This window comes from Fortiea sp. LEGE XX443, assembly GCF_015206815.1.
Taxonomy (GTDB): Bacteria; Cyanobacteriota; Cyanobacteriia; order Cyanobacteriales; family Nostocaceae; genus Nostoc_B.
Genome location: NZ_JADEXZ010000014.1, coordinates 72912 through 95094, shown reverse-complemented (window position 1 = coordinate 95094; position 22183 = coordinate 72912). Strand labels below are relative to the sequence as shown.

14 protein-coding genes and 2 pseudogenes are annotated in these 22183 nt (G+C 41.5%); 8 read left to right on the top strand and 8 right to left on the bottom strand.

The genetic code is table 11. The features are described 5' to 3' along the window. Positions 1–196 (top strand): annotated as a pseudogene (locus tag IQ259_RS08315) (IS630 family transposase); the annotation flags it as partial. 104 nt (positions 197–300) lie between these two features. Here IQ259_RS08315 and IQ259_RS08310 read toward each other — a convergent pair. From IQ259_RS08310 to IQ259_RS08300, 3 genes and pseudogenes are all read right to left on the bottom strand, one after another. Beyond that, positions 301–4287 (bottom strand): magnesium chelatase subunit H, encoded by a 3987-nt coding sequence (locus IQ259_RS08310; RefSeq protein ID WP_193883538.1) that lies wholly within the window; start codon positions 4285–4287, stop codon positions 301–303. 379 nt (positions 4288–4666) lie between these two features. Continuing rightward, positions 4667–5268: pseudogene (locus IQ259_RS08305) on the bottom strand (hypothetical protein). Positions 5269–5298: 30 nt separating this feature from the next. Then, positions 5299–6129, bottom strand: a complete 831-nt coding sequence (locus IQ259_RS08300) for an Rpn family recombination-promoting nuclease/putative transposase (protein ID WP_193883536.1) — start codon at positions 6127–6129, stop codon at positions 5299–5301. A gap of 86 nt (positions 6130–6215) precedes the next feature. On the opposite strand from IQ259_RS08300, the gene IQ259_RS08295 reads away from it, so the two are divergent. Further along, positions 6216–7475 (top strand): lipid-A-disaccharide synthase, encoded by a 1260-nt coding sequence (locus IQ259_RS08295; protein WP_193883534.1) that lies wholly within the window; start codon positions 6216–6218, stop codon positions 7473–7475. A gap of 56 nt (positions 7476–7531) precedes the next feature. On the opposite strand, the gene IQ259_RS08290 is transcribed toward IQ259_RS08295, so the two are convergent. Continuing rightward, a complete protein-coding gene (locus tag IQ259_RS08290) occupies positions 7532–7915 on the bottom strand; it encodes a hypothetical protein (RefSeq protein WP_193883533.1) in 384 nt (127 codons plus the stop codon). Between the two features lie 662 nt (positions 7916–8577). On the opposite strand from IQ259_RS08290, the gene IQ259_RS08285 reads away from it, so the two are divergent. Then, positions 8578–9249 (top strand): M23 family metallopeptidase, encoded by a 672-nt coding sequence (locus tag IQ259_RS08285; protein ID WP_193883531.1) that lies wholly within the window; start codon positions 8578–8580, stop codon positions 9247–9249. 241 nt (positions 9250–9490) lie between these two features. Here the strand turns inward: IQ259_RS08285 and IQ259_RS27115 are convergent, their stop codons facing one another. The 3 genes from IQ259_RS27115 to IQ259_RS08270 all read right to left on the bottom strand — a co-directional run bounded on the left by IQ259_RS27115 (position 9491) and on the right by IQ259_RS08270 (position 14409). Further along, positions 9491–9679, bottom strand: a complete 189-nt coding sequence (locus IQ259_RS27115) for a hypothetical protein (protein ID WP_228014432.1) — start codon at positions 9677–9679, stop codon at positions 9491–9493. A gap of 85 nt (positions 9680–9764) precedes the next feature. Further along, positions 9765–11723: an ATP-dependent zinc metalloprotease FtsH gene (gene ftsH, locus IQ259_RS08275; RefSeq protein ID WP_193883529.1), complete on the bottom strand. Its 1959-nt coding sequence runs from the start codon at positions 11721–11723 to the stop codon at positions 9765–9767. A gap of 505 nt (positions 11724–12228) precedes the next feature. Then, on the bottom strand, positions 12229–14409 hold the full coding sequence (locus IQ259_RS08270; RefSeq protein WP_193883527.1) for an ATP-binding protein: 2181 nt from the start codon (positions 14407–14409) through the stop codon (positions 12229–12231). 240 nt (positions 14410–14649) lie between these two features. Here IQ259_RS08270 and IQ259_RS08265 point away from each other — a divergent pair, with 240 nt between their 5' ends. Continuing rightward, positions 14650–14961 carry a YkvA family protein gene (locus IQ259_RS08265; protein ID WP_193883525.1) on the top strand — a complete coding sequence of 104 codons (312 nt, stop codon included), beginning with the start codon at positions 14650–14652 and terminating at the stop codon, positions 14959–14961. A gap of 69 nt (positions 14962–15030) precedes the next feature. Here the strand turns inward: IQ259_RS08265 and IQ259_RS08260 are convergent, their stop codons facing one another. After that, positions 15031–18261, bottom strand: a complete 3231-nt coding sequence (locus tag IQ259_RS08260) for a glycoside hydrolase family 15 protein (RefSeq protein WP_193883523.1) — start codon at positions 18259–18261, stop codon at positions 15031–15033. Positions 18262–18616: 355 nt separating this feature from the next. Between IQ259_RS08260 and IQ259_RS27525 the strand changes: the two genes are divergently transcribed. From IQ259_RS27525 to mgtE, 4 genes are all read left to right on the top strand, one after another. Next, positions 18617–18751 carry a hypothetical protein gene (locus tag IQ259_RS27525; protein ID WP_255525259.1) on the top strand — a complete coding sequence of 45 codons (135 nt, stop codon included), beginning with the start codon at positions 18617–18619 and terminating at the stop codon, positions 18749–18751. Positions 18752–19092: 341 nt separating this feature from the next. After that, on the top strand, positions 19093–19365 hold the full coding sequence (locus IQ259_RS08255) for a YlcI/YnfO family protein (RefSeq protein ID WP_193883521.1): 273 nt from the start codon (positions 19093–19095) through the stop codon (positions 19363–19365). Further along, positions 19365–19721: a type II toxin-antitoxin system PemK/MazF family toxin gene (locus IQ259_RS08250; protein WP_193883519.1), complete on the top strand. Its 357-nt coding sequence runs from the start codon at positions 19365–19367 to the stop codon at positions 19719–19721. Before IQ259_RS08255 ends, IQ259_RS08250 begins: the two co-directional genes overlap by 1 nt. Positions 19722–20293: 572 nt before the next feature. Continuing rightward, complete coding sequence (mgtE, locus tag IQ259_RS08245) at positions 20294–21646, top strand: magnesium transporter (RefSeq protein ID WP_193883517.1); 1353 nt, start codon at positions 20294–20296, stop codon at positions 21644–21646. The last annotated feature ends 537 nt before the right edge of the window (positions 21647–22183 follow it).

Sequence of the window (22183 nt, the reverse complement as noted above, 5' to 3'; positions counted from 1 at the left end):
CTTTGCTCCTAACTGCCCATCCCAAAATCCTATAGAAGATATTTGGTTACAAGCAAAAACCTGGGTTAGACGTTTTTGCGCTTTAATTCCAACATTCTCTCATTTAAAGTGGATGTTTGAGTGGTTTTTCCGAAACACTACCTTTGATTTTCTCTCTCTCCAGATGTACGGAGCTTTTTCAGAAATCAAATACTAGTCCTATATAATTATATTTCTGATTTTCATGTGCGTACATTCTTTCCCATCTGTAAAACGCTTGAAGAAATAGAGACGTTCTCTAGAACGTCTCTATTTTGATAGTTATTCTATGCCCTCAATTCGGTCTTCAACTTCTTGGTACAACTCGCGGAGGCGGTCTAAATTCTCCTCGCTAGTTTCCCAATAACCGCGACCATTCACTTCCAACAATGTGGATACCATCTTGCGGAAAGAATGAGGGTTGAGATTCATCAACCGTTTCTGCATTTCTTCATCTTTGATGAAGGTTTCGTTAGTATCCTCATAAATCCAGTTATCCACAGCGCCAGCTGTTGCACTCCAACCTGTTGTATTTACCAACCGTTTGGAAAGTTCGCGGACACCTTCGTAACCGTGAGACAGCATACCTTCATACCACTTGGGATTTAATAATTTGGTACGGGCATCTAGGCGCACGGTTTCCGATAATGTGCGGACTTGGGCGTTGGCTGTAGTGGTGTCGGCAATGTAGGAGGCTGGTTTTTTACCATCACCGCGCAGACTTGCTACCAGCTTGGTGGGGTCTGAGTCGAAGTAGTGGGAAACGTCGGTCAAACTAATCTCAGAGGAGTCGAGATTTTGGAAAGTTGCATCAGCAGTTTTCAAGGTGCTTTCAAAAATCTGCCGGGATTCATCCATCATTCCGGGGTTATCGGAATTGAAGGAGAAGGATTTCCGCTTCAGGTACATTTCCTGTAACTCGGCTTCGCTGTCCCAAGTGCTGTTTTCTACTGCCAAGTTGATGTTTGACGAGTAGGAACCAGAAGCGTTAGAGAAGACGCGAGTTGCGGCTTGTCTGAGGTTGATTCCCATTTCCTCAGCTTGTTGCAGTGCGTGTTTGCGGACGAAGTTCATTTCTAAAGGTTCATCCGCTTCCGCCGCCATTTTCACCCCTTGATCAAGTAGGTTCATCTGGTTGATGAACAAGTCGCGGAATACACCAGAACAGTTAATTACTACGTCAATTCTGGGTCGTCCCAACTCTTCTAAGGGTATTAACTCCAACTTGTTCACCCGTCCCAAAGCATCAGGAACCGGACGTACACCAACCATCCACATGATTTGTGCTAGGGATTCGCCGTAGGTTTTGATGTTATCTGTTCCCCAAAGGACGCAAGCGATGGTTTCTGGCCATTTACCTTCGTTTTCGGCTTTGTTTCGTGCCAAAAGTCTATCAACAACGATTTTGGCTGATTGTACTGCTGCCGCTGTCGGGATTGATTGTGGGTCGAGGGCGTGAATATTCTTACCTGTGGGCAATACATCCGGGTTGCGAATGGGATCGCCACCAGGGCCAGGTAGAATGTATTCGCCTTCTAAGCCTTGGAGTAATGCGCCGAGTTCGTTGTCTGCACAAACTTGTTGCAAGCAGAACTCTAAATACTCGAACAGAGGTTTTAAGGCGGAAGTGTCAACTTTGGGATAACCTACTTGATGCAGTGCTTCTACCCAAGGTTCCTTTTTGCCCATGTTGAAGAAATTCAACTTGGAAACTAGAGAAACTCGTCCTTCAGCATTAGTTTGTTCTTCTACCAAGGCGCGAACGGCGGTGCGAGTTGCTAGGGTGATGTCTTGTAGTAGTTGGACATCTTCTAGTATGCCTCTGTCGCTGTTTTGGTAAATCTCGTCAATGTCGCGCCCCAGGCTGCTGGCGATAATGCGGGGTAGGCTGAGGATTTCTTCTTCTTGACGGTCTAAGCTGGCGATATTGACCAGTGTGGCGATCGCTTCCTCTGCACTTGGCGGTTTACCAATGACGTGTAATCCACAAGGTAACAACCGAGATTCAATTTCCATCAACTTGCGGTAGACGCTGCCAACAATATTATCCCGCTCTTCGGGGTTCATATCTTTGGCATCAATTTCGGGCAAGTTGATATCTTTATCTAGGTTGACGATGCGGCATTTATCCATAATCGTGTTGACGATGGGTATACCGCGACCGCTATCTTTTAAGGTTTGGTAAGAAGCTATTAACTCGCTGAGTTCTTTCAAACCTTTGTATAAACCAGCATTTTCCGCAGGTGGTGTCAGGTAAGAAATTGTCTCGGCGTAACTGCGACGTTTGGCAATTGTCGCTTCGCTGGGGTTGTTAGCGGCGTAATAGTACAGATTGGGAATATTACCAATCAAGTTATCGGGGTAACATTCACCCGACATCCCCATTTGCTTACCTGGCATGAATTCCAAGGAACCATGAGTACCAAAGTGCAGTACAGCATCAGCACCCCAAATTTGTTCTAGGTAAGTGTAGTAAGCTGCAAAGCCGTGATGAGGGCTGGCGGAACGGGAGAACAACAGGCGCATGGGGTCGCCTTCGTAACCAAAGGTAGGCTGTACACCAATGAAAACATTACCGAATTGCTTACCATAAACCAGCAGGTTTTGCCCATCGCTGTTGAGATGTCCTGGTGGTGGCCCCCAGTTTTCTTCTAGGCGTTGGGAATAAGGTGTCAGTGCTTCATATTCTGGCACTGACATTTTGTAGGCGATGTTGAGTTCAGGGCTGGCATACTGGGCTTGTGCGTCGTGGATGACTTCTTGCATCAACGCTGCGGCTGATTCTGGCAATTCTGGTACGTCGTAGCCGTTGTTTTTCAACGCCTTCATCACTTCGTAGATGGAACCGAATACATCTAAATATGCGGCTGTCCCGACGTTACCTTTATCGGGTGGGAAGCTGAAAACGGTGATGGCAACTTTTTTATTTAGTTTGGGTTTGCGACGGAGGTTAGCCCACTTCAAAGCACGTTGGGCTACTGCTTCGATGCGATCGCGCAGTGCGATCGCTTTCCCCGTCGCCCCATCTCTACCTGATAATATAATCGGTTCAATCGCTCCATCTAATTCAGGTATGGCAATTTGTAAAGCTACTTGAATGGGATGTAAACCTAAATCGCTATCTAACCACTCTTCTGTGGTTTGGAATACCAGTGGTAACGCCACCATGTAAGGGCGATTTAAGCGTTTGAGTGCGTCAATTGCTTTGGGATGATCTTGTCTTGCAGGGCCGCCTACCAAAGCAAAACCAGTTAAAGATATAACTGCATCAACTAGGGATGTGTTGGTAGTCGGTTCGTAGAAGTAAGCATCCACAGGCTTGGAGAAATCCAAACCACCAGCAAATACGGGTACTACCCGTGCGCCTAGTGATTCCAATTCCTGCACCATTGCCACGTAATGGGCATCATCACCTGTAACTAGGTGAGTGCGTTGTAGTACTAACCCAACACAGGGAGCTAATGGATCTTTCAGGTCATGGGAGATATCTTTCCTGGCAGTGTACCAGTTGAGATATTCCCTGACATCTTCATACATGGTCGTCGCCAAGGGATGCCAAATCCCCATGTCAGGATAAACTACTGGTGGTTGATATTGCAGAGACGCAGAATTTCGTGTTTCTGCACCTTTTAATACATATTTATCCGCCAGCATCAGCAAGAAGTTTTCCAAGTTTTCGGAAGAACCACCCAACCAGTACTGAAAACTCAACATGAAATTGCGTGCGTCCTGTGCCTTTTCCATTGGCAAGAACTTTAGTACTTGGGGCAGTGTCCGCAAAAGCTTCAGCATTCCATCTTGGAATCCCGCACCGGATTTTTCCTTGCGCTTTCGCATAAATTGGGCGATCGCACTCTTCGATTGACCCAACTGCGCCAAGGAAAAACTGCCCATTTTATTTAGGCGCATCACCTCTGGCATTGAGGGAAAGACAACGGCAACGTCTAGATTATCGCGGTATGGTTCTACTGCTGTTACTACTTTCTGTGCTAAGTCTTCGATAAAAATCAGAGAGGCAATAAAAATATTGGCACTTTGTATATCCCGTTGGAACTCTTCATAGTTTTCGGGGTCTCGGAGTTCTTCAATTAAGTACCCACTGATTTCGATCGCAAGATCGGGGCTGTTCGAGTTAATCGTGCGAACCGCTTGCGACAATGCACTCTGGTACTGGGACTCAAGCACGACATAGACCACCTTGATTAAATTACGTCCGCGCAGGTTATCAGGCGCAATATGTCTAATGGTGGACTTGACGTGGGTGAACATGCTTCCTAAGCTCCTTTGATGCGTGTTCTCTACTGGAAGTTAAGAGCGGCTAATACTGCCACAAGTGACTTCTTTTTTCGGCAATAAGAGTTTTTTATCAGAAAAACCTTACCCAGAGAGCATTTTGCCTTATTTCTGACACAAATTGATATAAAAAATGAAATATTTATTTACTAATTTTGATAAAAAATAAAAGTAATTACTCAGTTAATGTAAATTTATCTTAATAAACCTCATTTTCTCTTGGTCATAAAGCATAAAAAATGCGTAACTATTGTTACAAATAACCAACCAATAATTTGACATTACTGGGTATTAAGCATAACTAAACACTTAGAGTGCGAAGCCTCAAAAACTACACTCACATAGCATAAAATACTTAAGTCTCCTGCACCATCCAAATCAACATCCCTAGTAATATTTCTACTGATAGAACGGTACAATTATTCAAATCAACACTCAGTGTTTGCCTTTCTAATTTCAAAAATCGCCAAGCCGTTCCACTGCTGACGCTGCCATAAATTGTCTTGATTGGTATATTATTTGTCTCATTGAATTTTTGCGCGGCAATCATTTCTGCGGTACATTGCCCTAAACCCGGTTTTAAATCACCTTTTTTTGCTTCAATAATTACTATGACAGGAGCTTCGATAAATATTTGTTCGGGGGAGCGGCTAATTAAAAAATCACACACTCCACTTAAGCCTAAATCTGGTGCAACGGTAAAATCTTCACCCGAAAAAAAGCTGACCTTGCGTTCGAGTATTTTCCTAACTTCTAAAAGAATAGGGCTAATAATTAACTCTGAGCGAGCTTTTTCTGAACCAGTCGCTGTTGCTATTGGTAGTGTTTCGCTTAACGCTTCTTTGAGGTAAAGGCTAGGTTCTACGGACTGTGTTTCGTGCAAAAAACGTCCGTTTCAACGGTAGCTAACTTAAACTCGCGTTTGACTCTTGCCAGCGAAAAGTCGCCATAAGACATGATAGATCACTAACTCGCGTATGATAAATATCACGGCGTTTGAGTTTCTTCTGTTTGAGCTTGTAATTTTTGAACCTGCTCTACAGTTAAACCTGTGACATCGACAATTATTTCCAGACTTATACCTTTACTCATCATTTTGATGGCAACCTCTTGAGCTTTTTGCTCAATACCTTGTTCAATACCTTGTTCAATACCTTGTTCAATACCTTGTTCAATACCTTCTTTTAGCCCTTCTTGCAAAATGTCTTGATAAATCACAGATTCGCGCATAATATCACTCCGCAAAACTTTTTTAATTAGGTCTTTATTTAATACTAGCCCAGATAACACGGCTGTTGATGCAGCAATATTACTTCGGAGGCGGGTGTCCTTAATTGCTTCAATAACTCCAGCAACCTCTTCTAAAGTTCGCCTTTGATCATCGGTTTGACTTAGAGTTGCAAAAGGAAGCAAACCTGGAGAAGTGAAAAATATTTCGGTTGGTTGTTCCCAAAGTCGAATTACATCAAATCTGTGCCAGCTATTTTCTAAAACAAATTCCGTTTGATAAACTAGCTCAGAATCGCTTGGTTGTAAATAAATTACAACTTGACGCATTTGCTTATGGGGAAATTTTCGATACCCCCGTAAGCGATAATCACTCATCCGAAAAGGAATATCAGCTTTTGGTCTGGTTTGGAATTCGAGATGGAGGACGATTTCGTCTGACTGCAACAAAATTAGTGCATCCGCACGTATTGGTTCGAGTGATAATTCAGATGGACTAAGTTCAGTGAGTGTAATTGGCTCATTGAGTAGCCAAGTTGCAAAGTCACTGGAAAATGATTCGGCAAGAAATTTACAAACGTTATCAAACATAAGCCGTAATTATATCAGTATTTTAGTGCCTGTGTAATTGAGGCATGAATTAGGTAACTAATTAGACAACTTTTCACCATTAATTTATGAGTCCAGTAGATATCCTCATTCTTTCAAACGGCCCTGGGGAAGTGACAACCTGGGTACGTCCAGTAGTAAAAGCACTGCGGGAAAAGCTGGGTAATGACCGTGAGCGGGTAAGAATTTCCGTAATTTTGTCACCTTGTCCAAATGCGAGTGGAAAAGAAAGTGCGATCGCACTTTCCTACCCAGAAGTTGATAGAGTTCAAGCAGCAGAATATTTTTGGAAATTTTTGCTTTGGGGAAAAACTTATGAGAACTGGGATTGGAGAAGTCGCGGTGTTGTAGTTTTCCTCGGTGGCGATCAAATTTTCCCTGTGATTATTGGTAAAAAACTAGGATACCGCACTGTAGTTTACGCCGAATGGGAAGCTCGTTGGCATAACCTGATTGACCGCTTTGGCGTAATGAAACCAAAAGTCGCTGAAAAAGTATCTCATAAATACGCCCATAAATTTATAGTTGTCGGCGATTTAATGCTAGAAGCTAGTAGTTATTCGTCCTCTACAAATGATCAAGAACAAACTCAAATCATCGGTATTCTCCCCGGCTCAAAAGCAGCAAAATTAACTCAAGGAGTTCCTTTAACTTTAGCTATTGCTGAATACATTTATGCCAAAAGACCGCAAACCAAGTTTGTCATTCCTGTAGCGCCAACTTTAGAATTACAAACCTTAGCAAGTTTTGCAGATCCACAGAAAAACCCGTTTATAGAAACTTTTAAATTCTCTGGTGCTTCCTTAGTTTTCCCAGAAAAAAGCGATGAATACCCGCTACTGAAAACAGGTAAAGGGCTAAACGTAGAGCTACACCAAGAAAATCCTGCCTACGCCATATTATCTCATTGTTGTATCTGCCTAACTACTGTTGGCGCAAACACGGCTGAACTTGGTTCTTTAGGCGTACCCATGATTGTGTTGCTACCAACTCAACAGCTTGATGCGATGCGTTCTTGGGATGGTCTACCAGGATTATTAGCTAATTTACCAGGAGTGGGTACGACATTTGCCAAAGTTATTAACTGGCTATTTCTGCGGCGTAAAGGTTTATTAGCATGGCCAAATATTTGGGCGCAAGAAGAAATAGTTCCAGAACTGGTAGGTCAACTTGATCCGCGAGAAATTGGCGAAATGGTATTAGACTTGTTAACTCATTCAGAAAAATTGGCACAGATGCGAACTAATCTTAGAAATGTTCGAGGCAAAAGCGGCGCAGCGCAAAAGATAGCGCAGATTGTATGCGAGGAAGTTGAAAAGCAGTGCTAGTAGGAAAGATGTAAATTACGAATTACGTTAGCAAAGCTCTTGAGCATCATTACGAATTAATCAGACTGTCCATCCCGTCGCCCCAGTTCATAAATGCCAGAGCCAATACAGGCAAGTATACCCATACTAACTGCCCAACTGCGACCTAAACTAATCTCTACACCCCAACTAAATAAAGCACCAACTACCAAAAATGGCAAAATGCTAAATAGCGAGGCGTAAAAGGCGTTTTGAGATTCTCTGGCTTTGCGGGTTTTCTCGAATTCTGTCTGGCTGGTGTAAAGCGATCGCTCTGCAAAGTTAAACCAACGGTTTAGCTGTTCAATTACCCACTCACTTATCGGGGAAAAACCTAAGTACAGCGCTAAAGACCACAGACTAGCGCCGGCGATCGCAACTGTGTCTAAATCAAAACGAAAAGGCAATATATCGGTCAGCATGGCTTGGTTGCGTCCTGGAAATGGTCATCTTGGCCTTTTTTCAATGCTCAATCGACCTATTCAGCAATTTTAAGCATAAACCCTTACAAAATTTCAACTGTCTCATACAAAAAGTCAAGACTAAGAGTGAACTGTCAATAGGCAACAGTGTTTTCTATTCCCTTATTCTCCATACTTACGCATATACATACCCATGTCTATAACTATCCATTTATTGAAACATTAGCCTGTAATCGACAGCAAATAAGCGCATACCATAAAAATTATATTTATCTAGTAAAAAATCAGCAAAATTCTTATCTGACCATGATTTTTTAATTTCAAAACCTGATAACATAAACTGGGCATTAGCCAGGCTGATATTCTTAATATACAAGTAATGTTAGTAAATTATTTACACAGAGTAAAGTTGTTAAGTAGTCGTGCAAAATAAATTTTATAGTTAGGAGAGGGAACAGGGAACAGGTAAGGAATACAGACATTCTTGTTTTCAATCAATATGTACAATTAATTTTGCTTGGGTACTTATGTAAACAGTTAACACAAATAATACAAATTAACCCTGAAAAAATAAATTGTTTTTTTAGCACTAATTGAGAGTTAAATAATGGGGAATTTCCCAAAAATTTACAGATAATACTGTGAAAATAAGGAATCAAATAATGGGTCAAAGACCAAAAAAAATATTGCTTTCTGGAGCGACACTATTAGGATTGGTTATTGTTGGTTTAAGCACTTTATTGCCAAAGGTAGAAACAGTTACAGCCAGAGAAGTGCAGCAAAGAAAAGCCACAAGGAGCAATGGTTGGTTAGCCGCCTCTTTTCCCGTAGAAAACTTTCAAGCATACACATCACCTTTTGGTTATCGTCGTGCTGCTACTGGTGGCGCTAATTGGGAGTTTCACGGAGGCTTAGATATAGCTGCGCCCCAAGGTAGTTATATTCGCAATTGGTGGGCAGGTACAGTAGTTAAAGTAAGTGATATTACTGCTTGTGGTACTCACGTAGTAATTAAATCTGGTGAATGGGAACACACCTATTGCCATTTGGAAGGGCATGTAGAAACTGCCTCTGGTCGGCGATACTTGATAGATAGGGCTGGTGGAATTCAAATTTGGGAAGGTCAAACAATTCCCACAGGAGTGAGGATTGGCCGTGTGGGAATGACAGGGCGCACCACAGGGCCTCATCTCCACTGGGGATTAAAATATGCAAATAACTATGTAGACCCTGCATTAGTGTTGCGAGAAATGTTTACTCAGCAGCAAATTGCCACCAGAGAGTCAAAAATTATCATTCAAGAGTCAAAAAATACCCGTGATTCTGGTTACTAACTAAGTCTGTTTTAAGGCATTTTGGCACATATATATTTGTCAATGTTGCTATGCTGTTTGAGCAAAAAACATCCTAAATTAGAGCAATATTAACTCTATCCTCTGGTAATAACCGGGGGATTTTTTATCTTCAAAGCTATAGCAGGTGACAGGGAACAGGTGACACTTCGGCAAGCTCAGTGACCGCATGTGGCAGGGTTAAAAGTCTTTTAGTGCATGAGTTTTATCATTGGCCGATGTCCTAACTGTCTTGGCTACTGCTATACAACAGTTTGCCGATAATACAGCTAAACCCTGGTAGTAAAGGACTGGTCAATTCATCCTGACTGTATAAAGTCGTCGTCAGCTTTAAAACATGATTGCGATCGCCCTCAAAGATTGCTAAGTCTGCCATTGTCCATCGCACTTGACTTACTGGTGTGCTGTTCATCGAAACTTCCAAGCAGATGGTTATTTAAATCATAGTCAAAATCACAACGTAGAGACGTTGTATTGCAACGTCTCTACAAATCGACTCAATTAGGTACGGCTAATTTTGCTTCTTCGGCTACTTGGTTATATTCAGCAACGATTTGGCGGAATTGTTCTCCGTCGATTGTTTCTTGTTCAATGAGAATCTCCACTAAACGGTCAACCACTGTCCGGTTTTCTTGAATCAGACTTTTTGCTGTGTCGTAGCATTGGATGAGAATTTCACGCACCTTACGATCAATTTGGGCGGCAATTTCTTCAGAATATTCTGATTTATTCATCCAGTCACGTCCCAGAAACACCTCGCTATTGGGCGATTCTAAACAAAATTGGCCAATTTCGGACATACCATACTGTGTAACCATTTGTCTAGCAATGGATGTAGCATATTCTAGTTTTCGATTTTCCTGCATACCCCCAGTCACTTCTGGTAGACCAAATATTACTTCTTCGGCGGCTCTACCACCCAATACAGCTGTAATTCTGGCTAATAGTTGTAAGCGGGACATTAAAAAATGTTCCTCGTCAGGAGTAAACCAAGTTAAACCCCGTGACTGTCCGCGAGGGATGAGGGAAACTTTCTGTACTGGGTCATGGCCTTTGAGCAAGGTTCCTACTATGGCATAGCCAACTTCGTGATAGGCAATTAATCGTTTGATTTTACTGTCTACCAGAGGAGTTCCTTCCATTCCTGCAACTACGCGATCAACTGCATCATTAATTTCTAAGATAGTGATTGCATCTTTGCGTCTTCTGGCGGTGAGAATGGCGGCCTCGTTGAGTAAGTTGGCTAAATCTGCACCAGTAAAGCCGGGAGTGCGGCGGGCGATCGCTTCTAATGACACACTCTCTTCAATTTTCTTATTTCGGGCATGAACTTGCAAGATTTCTAATCGCCCTTTTAAATCTGGTGCATCGACAATCACTTGTCTATCAAAGCGTCCGGGACGCAACAAGGCTGAGTCTAAAACATCGGGGCGGTTGGTGGCTGCAATAATAATAATGCCTGTATTACCTTCAAAACCATCCATTTCGGTGAGCAACTGGTTAAGGGTTTGTTCTCGCTCGTCATTCCCACCACCGATACCAGCACCCCGTTGTCTACCCACAGCGTCGATTTCATCAATAAATATCAGACAGGGGGCATTTTCTTTGGCTTTCTTAAACAAATCGCGGACACGAGATGCACCGACACCAACAAACATTTCCACAAATTCCGAGCCAGAAATGCTGAAAAATGGTACGCCAGCTTCCCCGGCGATCGCTTTTGCCAGTAATGTTTTACCTGTTCCTGGCGGCCCAACTAACAAAACACCTTTGGGAATACGTGCGCCTACAGCGGTGAATCTTTCTGGCTGCTTCAGGAATGTAACGACTTCTTGTAGTTCTTCTTTGGCTTCTTCTACCCCGGCTACATCGTCAAATTTAACCCCTGTTTTGGCTTCCATTTGAAAACGCGCTCTAGATTTGCCAAAGTTCATGGCTTGACTGGAGGCATTGCTTGAGCGACGGAGGAATAGTAACATTAAAGCCACCAAGGGCAAAATCCACATCAGGTTGATCAATAACCCCACAGCTGCTCGACTGTTGGCAGAAGACACCTCACCAAACTCAACATTTTTAGTTTTGAGTTTGTTAATTAACTCTGTATTTTGATTTAAAAGTCTTACCTGTAGAGGTGGTGTATCGGGCTTTTGTCCCTGTAGATATACTTTGGCTGTTTGTTCAGTCTCGTCTAACTCTACTCTTTTGACTTCCCCTTTGTCAGTTCTTCGGATCAACTCACCATAACTTATTTCGCCGCGCTCTGCTTTTTGTGCCAGGGCAGGTGTCCCGCTGAAAATACTTGGCAAAATCATTAAACTGGCTATTAACGCCCCAGACCAAGCAACAGTTTTTGGCGTTCGCTTGTTGTTGATTGTGCCTAACTCTGGCTTGGCCGTAGTTAGTTTTAACATGGGCGATCGCTGTTGCATCAATGCCTTTCTCCTGAAATTTTTCATATTATTTACCTTTTTTCTGCTGGCATGAGCTTCGCGCTGGTTTTATGCCTATTTTTCTAGCAAAAATTGCAATAACTGGAAATCAGTGTTTTTTATCTAGTCTAACTTCTATACAAAAGGAATTAGACGACTCAGATGCAGAAAATAATGATGATTCTTAAACCGTCCCTCTTCACAGGGTGAGACGGTTTTTTAATGCGATCGCGTTTGTTGGTGCTGTTTACGATTGCCAATTCAATCAAAATATTACTAGTTTCCAACGGAAAAAATCAGAGTTTTAAAGCCTCTAACGCCACTGAGGGAGTCGGCAAAGCTGCCCAACGCAGTGGCTCCTCCTTGCAGGCTACCGTGCTATGTACACCGTAGTCCTTGCAGGGGAGAGGTTTGGAGAGGGGTTTTTGATCTCCGTCGAACTCACGTTAGATAAAGCAAATTTCATCAGGAGACAGAATTTAGAGGCAAGAGAGCAGAGTGCAGGGAGGATAAAATAACTATGGACACATAACTACTGTTTTACAGGTACTTGAATTCTAAACTCAGTTCCTCGACCTGGGCTAGAAAAACAATCTAACTTGCCGTTATGCTTTTCGGTAATAATTTGATAACTAATTGCCATACCCATACCAGTACCTTTACCTATGGGTTTGGTGGTGAAGAAGGGGTCAAAGATCCGATTTCTAACCTGTTCTGGCATTCCTGTTCCATTATCTGCGATCGCAATTTCTGCCCATTGAGCATCACAAACTGAGGTGCGAATGGTAATTTGACTGGGATTGTCTTTGATATCCTCATAGGTGCGCTTGTTATTAACCTCATCTAAGGCATCAATTGCATTCACTAGAATATTCATCAAAACTTGATTGAGTTGTCCAGGATAGCATTCTACTTGGGGCAATTGGCCATAATCTCGAATAACTTCAATTCCAGGAGATTCCGGCTTGTCTTTGAGACGGTATTGCAAAATTAATAGGGTGCTTTCAATACCTTCATGAATGTCAACTGCTTTAAAATCCGCTTCATCCATGCGAGAAAAGTTCCGCAGCGATAGCACAATATTGCGAATCCGTTCAGTCCCCATTTTCATAGAAGGCAGAATCTTCTGTAAATCTGCCATCAGGAATTCTAAATCAATTTCTTCAGCTAATGCTTGTATATCTGGATCATCACTGGGATGGCGTTGTTGGTAAAGATCAAGCATCCGCAGCAAATCTTGGGTGTATTCGTTGAGGTGAGCAATATTGCCATGTATAAAATTCACTGGATTATTGATTTCATGGGCGATACCTGCTACTAATTGACCAAGACTCGACATTTTTTCACTTTGAATTACTTGGCTTTGGGTGCGTTGCAAGTCGCTTAACGCTGTTGTCAGTTCGGCAGTACGTTCTTCTACTCGGTCTTCTAGTTCTGTGTTACTGGTTTCTAAGGCGGTAAAAAATTGACGCAATTGCCCCGCCATATAATTAAAGGATTGGGACAATGTATTGATTTCTCGGATTCGACCTACATTTACTGTTTGTTCTAAGTCACCAGATGCCATTGCTTGACTGGCGTAGTTCATCTTTAGAATCGGCTGTGTAATCCAACGAGAGGTTAAATAACCAATAACAATTGCTAAAATTAAAGCCCCTATACAAAGCAAAATAGTAGTTTGAGTATTGGCGTGGATTTTTGCAGTGAAAGCTTTTTCTGGCACACTCACCACCACTAACCAATCCAGCCCATATTCATCACGCCAAGGGGTGACATAGACAAAGTTGGTGTCTTCTTGTAATTTCAGTTGTAGCTTTTTGGGTGCGGTAATCGACTGAAGCCCGTTGAAATTTTGTTGAATCTGTTTAGCAATACCTTGAATCGCCGAATCTGGACTTTCTGTGGCTTTTAACCGCACAATTTCATCTTTAACTATCGTGAAGGGTTGCTGAGTACTAGAGTTAGCAATTAACATCCCATTCCGTTCTAAAATAAACACTTCTCCAGAATGACTGATATCCAAACGCCGCAAAAATTCACTCAGCTTCAACAGATGGATGTCTGCGGCGATCATTCCTAGTAATCGCTGCTGTGCATCATAGATAGGGCGACCTGCTGAAGCTGCAATATAGGGATATTTGTAATTTATGGTAACTATGCGTGACCAAATTGGTTTACCTGCTTTTACTGGTTCGGTATACCAGGGTTCTTTGAAGTTGTCCCAAGTAGAACGATCCATGATCTGGGTGCGATCGCCCTGATTATCTGTGGCATAGTTGTACCAATTATTGGGTAGTTTAGAACCCCAATCATCAATTGTAGTGGTTTTGCCATCGTAACGAGCAGCCCCGACTCCCTCACCTGTGGTCAGTCCGATACCAATGTAGGTTAAGTCATAGGCTTGCATTTGTTTCCAGAAATACTTGCCAGCAGTTTTGCGATCTCTTACATCTAATAATCCCATTTGAATGGCATCAGTGTTAATCTGGTTTACCTTGTGGGGAATAGATAAATAATCATCCAGATGCTGCTGTACCATTGTGTTGGTTCTATCCATTAATTGATCTGCTAAGTCATTTACTGCCTGTCGCCCATTTTTAAATGACAAATAACCGACCAAACCAACTGTTCCAAAAATTTGCAACGCAAAGGGAACAATCAAAACCATCTGTAAGGGAAAAGCTTTAATTTTGCGTGAGTCAGTCCTGTTCATTGGTAGTCTCAAATTCTATCCTCCAACTTTGGATAGATGAAAATTTATACTTACCATCCTAGTTTTCCCACAGGCTAAAGCTTACTCAACATTCAGGCGGAAAATTAATTTTTGTGAATTATTTACTAAATTTTCTCAAACCTAAGATGTAGCGTCTTCCAGACTAATTTGGGGCGGTTATTCCCACCGGAAGTTATCAACAGAATTTGTCAAAATAAGAGTTAACTGGAGGGCTAAGAAATGAAATTTTCAATCGATTCTGTATACAATTGGTATCGCAATTTGATTCGGAACCCAAAATATCGCTGGTGGGTAATTTTAGGCACACTAGTTTATTTTGTCAGCCCCATTGATATTGTGCCTGATATTTTTCCCATAGTGGGTCAAATTGATGATGTTTTGCTGATGACACTGTTAGTTACCGAGGTATCTGGTTTAGTGCTAGACGGTTGGAAAGCGCGTAAAGGTGTGGACACTGCTACTGTCAATACTTCAGATGATGCTACTTCCAGTGCAGAAACTGTTGATGTTGATGCTGTTTCTGTTAAATAGGTTTTTAATTAAAATAAATCACTCCCCTGTTTGGCTTTTCAAGCAGGGGATATTTTTTTTACGATGAGTTTAAAACTCTCTGACAAACTCAGTTAAGAAGCGGAAGGCCTTAAGAATATAATTAGCGCAATCTTGAGGAGAAGTATTATAGAACGATCGCCACGCATTTGCTTTATCTTCATCATAGCGATCGCCGCGTTCTGGATGTGCGTCTAACCATGCTAATCTCACGGCATGACCGATTAACACGTCTAACACGATATATTCTTCGATTTGTAAACTAGGGTTTTTAGATGCGATCGCGCCTAGTTCTATTAATGCTTCAATATTAACTTGGCGATATTCTGACGCTTCAATCTTATTTAATAAATGCTCAACGCGTAAAGCAAAATTCTTTTCTCCCGCAGTCATTTCTGATAACATCAACTCGCTATCTAAACGATTGCGGCGTTCTAGTTTGTCACCAATTACTAGACCTTTGCAATGTTTCATCAATAGCCAAACCTGCTGAAAAAAGTTTTTGGGTACACGATTCAGCGCCCCTTCTGCTTGGCGGAAGCGTCGCCAACCGCCTGCGGGAACTTCGATTTCTTCTGCAATTGTTGGTAGCACTACCCAATCAATATCGCTTTCTTTTTGTTTGACGTGCAGAGATTCTTGCTGGCGCAAGATGTTACTCATACCTGTATAACCAGTTAATACCTGACGCAAGCGCATTTTGATCTCAAAGGGCGAAAGTTCCATTAACTGTTCGTAAGCTTCATCTTGGGTAACACGTAACTCTCGTGCTAGTTCGCTAGTAATTAATAAGATAAGATAACCAACTCTTAGAGTTAACAATCCTTGGAATAGTTCAGACTCCGAGCGAATGAGAGTACCAAGATAAAGTAATATTTCTTGTGTAAGAACGCGATCGCGGATATCTTCACGACAAAAATGTTTGATTTTCTCCGCAATTTCATGATGGGACATAGGTACAGCAATCAATGATGCTTCGCTGTACGCTCTACCTACAGCTATTTGCTTACCGCGTACTAAAATACTTGTCACTGCATCAGATAAGCCAATATCAACCATCTGACGCAACCCCGCAACCCGACGGACTACAGCCCAGATAACTAAATCTCCGGCTTTGGTATAAATTTCATCCAGCAAATCAGCTACTGTCACAGGAATATTTGGCCTACCAAACCCTGTATCAAATTCTAGTCCCCGCAAGCGAGTTAGAGTCTGCAATAACTCTATTTGTTCATAAATATTCTCGGATGATCGCAAGGAAGAAAGTAACAATCCCAAGTTAGTTTCGCACTCCATTTGGAATTCTTGGGTATGTTCTAAGCGCCAGTTTTTTTCAGGATGGTAAGGCAAGTAATAGCAATGTGGTGCTGCATCGTGCATTGCTGACTGATAAAATTCGGCATTTTGCAGAAAATCAATTCTTTGAATAGCTCCTGTCAACATTAATTGATTAAGTCTGCCTAGTTTTACTCGCACACCGTTGCAAATACCATCTTTGAGTTCTTGCATCAGTTCTAATAATGCTTCAGCACCAATTTCTAACATGGTGTGGGTCAACATTAAAGTTAATATCGGACGACCCAATTCACTCCAATATTTTTGAATATAAGCCAATTCACTTCTAATTTGATCTACTAAAAAATGGTAATCCAGGGTTAAATAGAACTGTTGAGCATCTAAAAATGACGGCAAAAATACCACTGTTTCACCACAAATCCGAAAGATGCGCGATGTGGTTAAACTTCGTAATCTGCGTACTGGTCGCCCAGTTAAACCTAGTTTATCATTACGTCCAATTTGGGTATAAATTGTTGAGAGTTCCCCAGCTTGTCTCACTTGAATTGGTTCTAATTGCTTAGGTGTTTGGGTTTTAATTCCATGAACTTCTAGTTTTGCTTGTAAGTCATCATCTTCTGCTAACAAGGCAATTTGGACTAAAGATTCGCGGTTTTTGCCAATACTCAAATGTCTCCCTAGTGGATCAAGATCACCAACTGCCAATAAATCTTCACTTAACATTTGACCAAGAAAATATAAGCTTTGCGCCCATACTAAAGGGATATTTTCATTAGGCAAACGAAGTTGACTGTGGGGTGCTAATTTTTCCGCTTCTACATTTTCTGCTGGCACATAATATAGTTCTGGTAAAAAATAATAACCATCGCGTTCCACTAATACAGAATCTAAAAGTTCTTGGTATTGTTGAACTTGCTTTTTATCATTACGAAACAAGCCATCAAGTAATAAATAAGTGAAAAATAACGGCCATTCGCACTCAATATGCTCAAATTGCTTTAGTTCCCGTGGTTCGTAGTGCAAGCGCTGGTTATCTTCTAAAACAGTTTGGTGTCCATCACGCAAGAAGCGTTTGCAGCCGTATTTGCCTTGGAGTTTGTTGATGATATCGTTAAAAGTGCGTTCGCGCAGCGTCTCTTTTCGAGATTCGCTTAATTGTACATCTTCCACCGCAAAGGCGGGATAGCTAATAATACTCAACAGCGCCGCATCAATTTCTTTAGATGCAGATTCCCTCGGCAATAAAGATTCTAAGGTAATTCTGGCACGGGCAATCTCATCAGGTAGTACATGAATTACTGATGCTTGACTACCACGCACACCAAATAAATCTAATTCATTCATCGCTTCTAACGCTGCTTTCGCCATCCCTACAGAACTGGCGTTTAACTCCGCATTACCACGATTAATTTTGTTACCCCGTTCCCAAATACCATAATCTGGTGTGCGATAGGCTCGTCCTATGTAGTAAACCAAGTTCTGGACAAAGTTAACTTCATCAATCGTATAAATAATCTGCAATCCCGAAGCGGTCATTTCCGCCAATATCAGTAAAAATATAGATGTAGCATCAAGTTGCAAATGACCCCATTCATCATCACCAACTACAATGTCGCCCGTGGTAGTGTTGTATTTGGCGTGTAAGCCATCTAAGGGTGATTGAGTATGTTTAAATTGCTCTACTTTATGCGCCTGTCGCATCATGGCAAATAACAACCCACGCATCAGCTTGATAACGCTGTGTTCTAGTTCGTATGTGTGTCCCTTGTCTTCATCAACTTTGCGATACGCCAGTGCTAAACCCCAAACAGCCAAGATGCTGTAAACATTGTCTCTTACCCAAGCATCTGTGTAATCACCGTGGGCAGTAATTGCCGTACTCGCAGGTAACAAACCAGTAATCGGATTTTGACGCGCTAGGATAATGGTTTTGATTTGCTGGTAGTAATGCTCCAGTCGAGTTTGTAATTCGGTGGCTGTTTTCATACTTAATTAAGGAAACTTGCAGTAGTCCACCCTATGGCTGTGGAGAGAATTAGATAAGCCAAAACAAATTCTGTGATGGGCGATGGTGTTACAGCTGAAGGTAGTGGAGATTAATTATTATCTCGCGTTAATAGCCCTTTAGTTACCCAGTGGTTAAATAATTCGCCTAAGAAACTGAGATTTGTTGAAATCTTTATCAATACGCAGTTTTTTTTATACTAAATTTTATTGTTTATTTGCTAGTTATAGAATTAACCATCATTCAAAAGATGTACAGTTCACTAAGAACTTATTCAGTACATTGAAGTTATTCAAGGGTTTGAACATAACAAATTTGTAATCAAGAGGATTGATTATGTCTTTGCGTTACAACGAAAATCAGGCTCAGTTAGTGAAAGTAGTCTACTCCCAAATTAAAGTTAACGGCAAAATTGAATTAGTACCACTTGAACTTTATGCTGATGGTTCACTCAAGCGGTCTGCTGGTTAAGGCAAGTCACAAAAAAATTTAATTTTCTGACGAATTACTGACTATTAACCCAAAAGCAACTCTTTCTACTTAAGTAGAAAATGGTAGGTTGTTATCAGTCCAGATTCCCTCAATTCATGTAGAATCTGGACTTTTAACTATGCCTAGATTTTATGAGCCAATGTGTAATGTGAACTTGTCATTACTGAGGTAAAAGGTCTTTTCTATTACTGATTAGGTACTACTGTTGGGTAAAAATTTTAGTTGCTACAGGGTCTTCGGTATAACTCCAAGGGTCGGAGTGCGATTAAGAGTGATATCATAGAAGTCGTCACTGAAGACATCAAAATAATCATCACTACATGAAAGCCGAATCCGTTAGCACGACGTTAGCAATACCGCGGGAACTTTTGGAAGCAACTGACAAGGCAGTTTTAGAAGGCAAAGCAAGGAGTCGTAATGATTTTATGGTGCAAGCGTTACGTCGAGAATTAGCAGCACAGAAAAGAGCCGCAATTGATGCTGCTTTAATAGAAATGACCAGCGATCCTGATTATCAAGCAGAAGTACTCAAACTAGAAGCTGAATTTGCCGCTGCTCAGTGGGAGGCATTTCTGTTAGAGGAATCTCTGTAATGAGGCGGGGTGAGGTCTATGATGCTCGATTAGAATCAACTGAGGGTTCAGAGCAAGGAGGGACTCGCCCAGTAATTATTGTCAGCCGTGATGCAATTAATTCGTCGAGTCCGGTCGTTCTAGCAGTTCCCTGCACTACCTATCAATCAGGAAAACGAGTTTATCCTACCCAAGTGTTAATTTTAGCACCAGATGGTGGACTTAAACGAGATTCGATCGCAATGGCAGATCAGGTGCGGGTGTTATCTAAAACCCGCTTTTTGCGTTTAAGAGGTGCAGTTTCTCACTTGGTAATGGCTCATTTAGCCCAGGCTTTGTTGATAGCCTTAGATTTACCAATCCCAGACGATGAGTGAAGCGAGGGAGCAGGGAAAGAATATCTTACTTAGCATTTAGCACTGCTAAATTTATGTAATTTCTGATACGCTACAATATCAGAAATTTAGGATGAAGATACTGCTTTTGCTCTTGGCGTTATCCGTCTGCTGACAGTTTTATGAGCTATATAGCTTGTGTTTGATGAAGTGGTAGGGTTGAACATTTTAGTCATTGCTAACAACCCTACCCTTAGCCTTCAAACAAATACTAATGAGTACATGTAAATATTTTGACTTTGTGAAGTTTGCCAGCAAATCGCTACATTTGCTTGACACAAATTTTTGCAATAGTAAAATCGACACTAACCATAAAAAAATCAGGGTAATCAATAGTGTAATTGTACGTAATATCACAAATACCGTACATAGTTACTTAAAATTGATCAAATCGCATGATTCCGGGTTAGGATGATCACTTAGCGATGCCTTGATTGGCTATCGATGTTGAGTTTTTAGGATTTTATGGACAAAAGTCCACAAGACGGCAGTACTAACCTCCTCTAAGCTAATGAGCGTGTCTCTCGGCGCGGGGGAGGCATATAGGAGGTATAATGCTTATACAGGACATTCGTGATTCACTGTTTGATGTCAGTGATTTAAATCAGCTTAAGTGTGATTTGAATCGTTTACAACCCGTGGATGTTGGGGAATACATCACACAATTACCAGAAAAACAGCGAGCGATCGCTTTCCGTCTCCTGAATAAATCGCAAGCGATCGATGTTTTTGAATATCTACCCACAGAGTTGCAAGAAGAACTAATTCATTCTCTGCATAATGTCCAGGTAGTCCAAATTGTGGAGGCGATGAGTCCTGATGAACGGGCTGAATTATTTGATGAATTACCTGCTGGGGTAGTCAAACGGTTATTACAACAGCTAAGTCCAGAACAAAGGCAAGCTACAGCAACAATTCTCGGCTATCCTGAATACACTGCCGGCCGAGTAATGACTACAGAATACGTGCGGTTGCAAGAAGGCTTAACGGTGGGAGAAGCCTTAAGCAAAATCCGCCGCCAAGACGAAGACAAGGAGACAATTTACTACGCCTACGTCACCGACGATAACCGCAAACTGGTAAGAGTGGTTTCGTTGCGCCAGTTATTGTTTACTTTTCCTGATGTTTTAATTCGAGATATCGCCAGCGATCGCGTCCTCAAGGTAAGAACGGAAACTCCCCAAGAAGAAGTCGCTCAAATCATGAAGCGTTACGACTTACTCGCTATCCCTGTGGTTGACAGGGAAGATAGATTAGTCGGTATCATCACTATTGATGATGTGATTGATATTTTAGAAGAAGAAGCTACCGAAGATATCCAAAAATTGGCCGGGGTAAGTGGTGATGAAGAGGCGTTGTCTGCTCCTCTAGTTACAATGCGTAAGCGTTTACCGTGGTTGTTGGCAATCATGGCATTGTATATCGGTGCAGCTAGTGCGATCGCTCCTTTTCAATCGGTGATTGCAGCTGTACCAGTTTTAGCTGTGATCATGCCGATTTTTTCTAACACAGGCGGGACTGTGGGGATTCAAGCCTTAACTGTAACAATTAGAGGTTTAGGTGTAGGTGAAGTCACACCCAAAGATACTATAAAAATTCTCCGCAAAGAAATTTTTGCTGGTTTAGGTACGGCGGTAGTTTTAGCCATCACAATGACAGCGTTATCGATGATTTGGGCTAAACCCCAAGAACGATGGGTGGGTTTAGTTGCAGGTACAGTCATGGCTACTAATACAATGGTGGCGGTTACTCTTGGTACGTTATTACCAATGGGTTTGAAACGCCTGAAACTTGATCCAGCTTTGGTAAGTGGGCCATTAGTCACTACATTGCTAGATACAATCGGGTTCTTAACCTTCTTGACTTTAATTTCTCTGTCCTTACAGGTTTTACATTTACCAACATAAGGTTAGGCGATATGGCAATCTTATTTGATTTGTAAAAATTAATAGCCTTAATAGCCTCAGATACCCGACTTCTTAGAGAAGTCGGGTATCTTGTTTTTCACAAATGATTTAGGACTGTTACGTGCTTGCCTTAACTATTAGGACTAACCCATTGACAGAAACGCCAAAATAATAAAAGCTTATAGCTAGATTTTTCAGTGATATTTTGGTGATCGCAACCAATCAAAGGTGATTGACAAAAACCCGAAATAATGTATTTAAGTTAATACACATGATAGTTATTTTGTACAGTGCATAAGTTCTATAATTATGTAATTAAATGTGAAGATGAAGATAAGTAAGTTAGCACAATCAAACTATGTGAAGAAAAATGAACTGCGCTAAAAGCTTTATACCTATTGCTTATTGCTCTGTTCCAAACTGACTTACTTACCATACTAACAATCTTTAATTGCGAGCATAATGGCCAAAAGTTTAACTATAAGATATCAATTACTCAATTATTTACTTTCCAGCAGAACTATTCCTTCTTGAGAT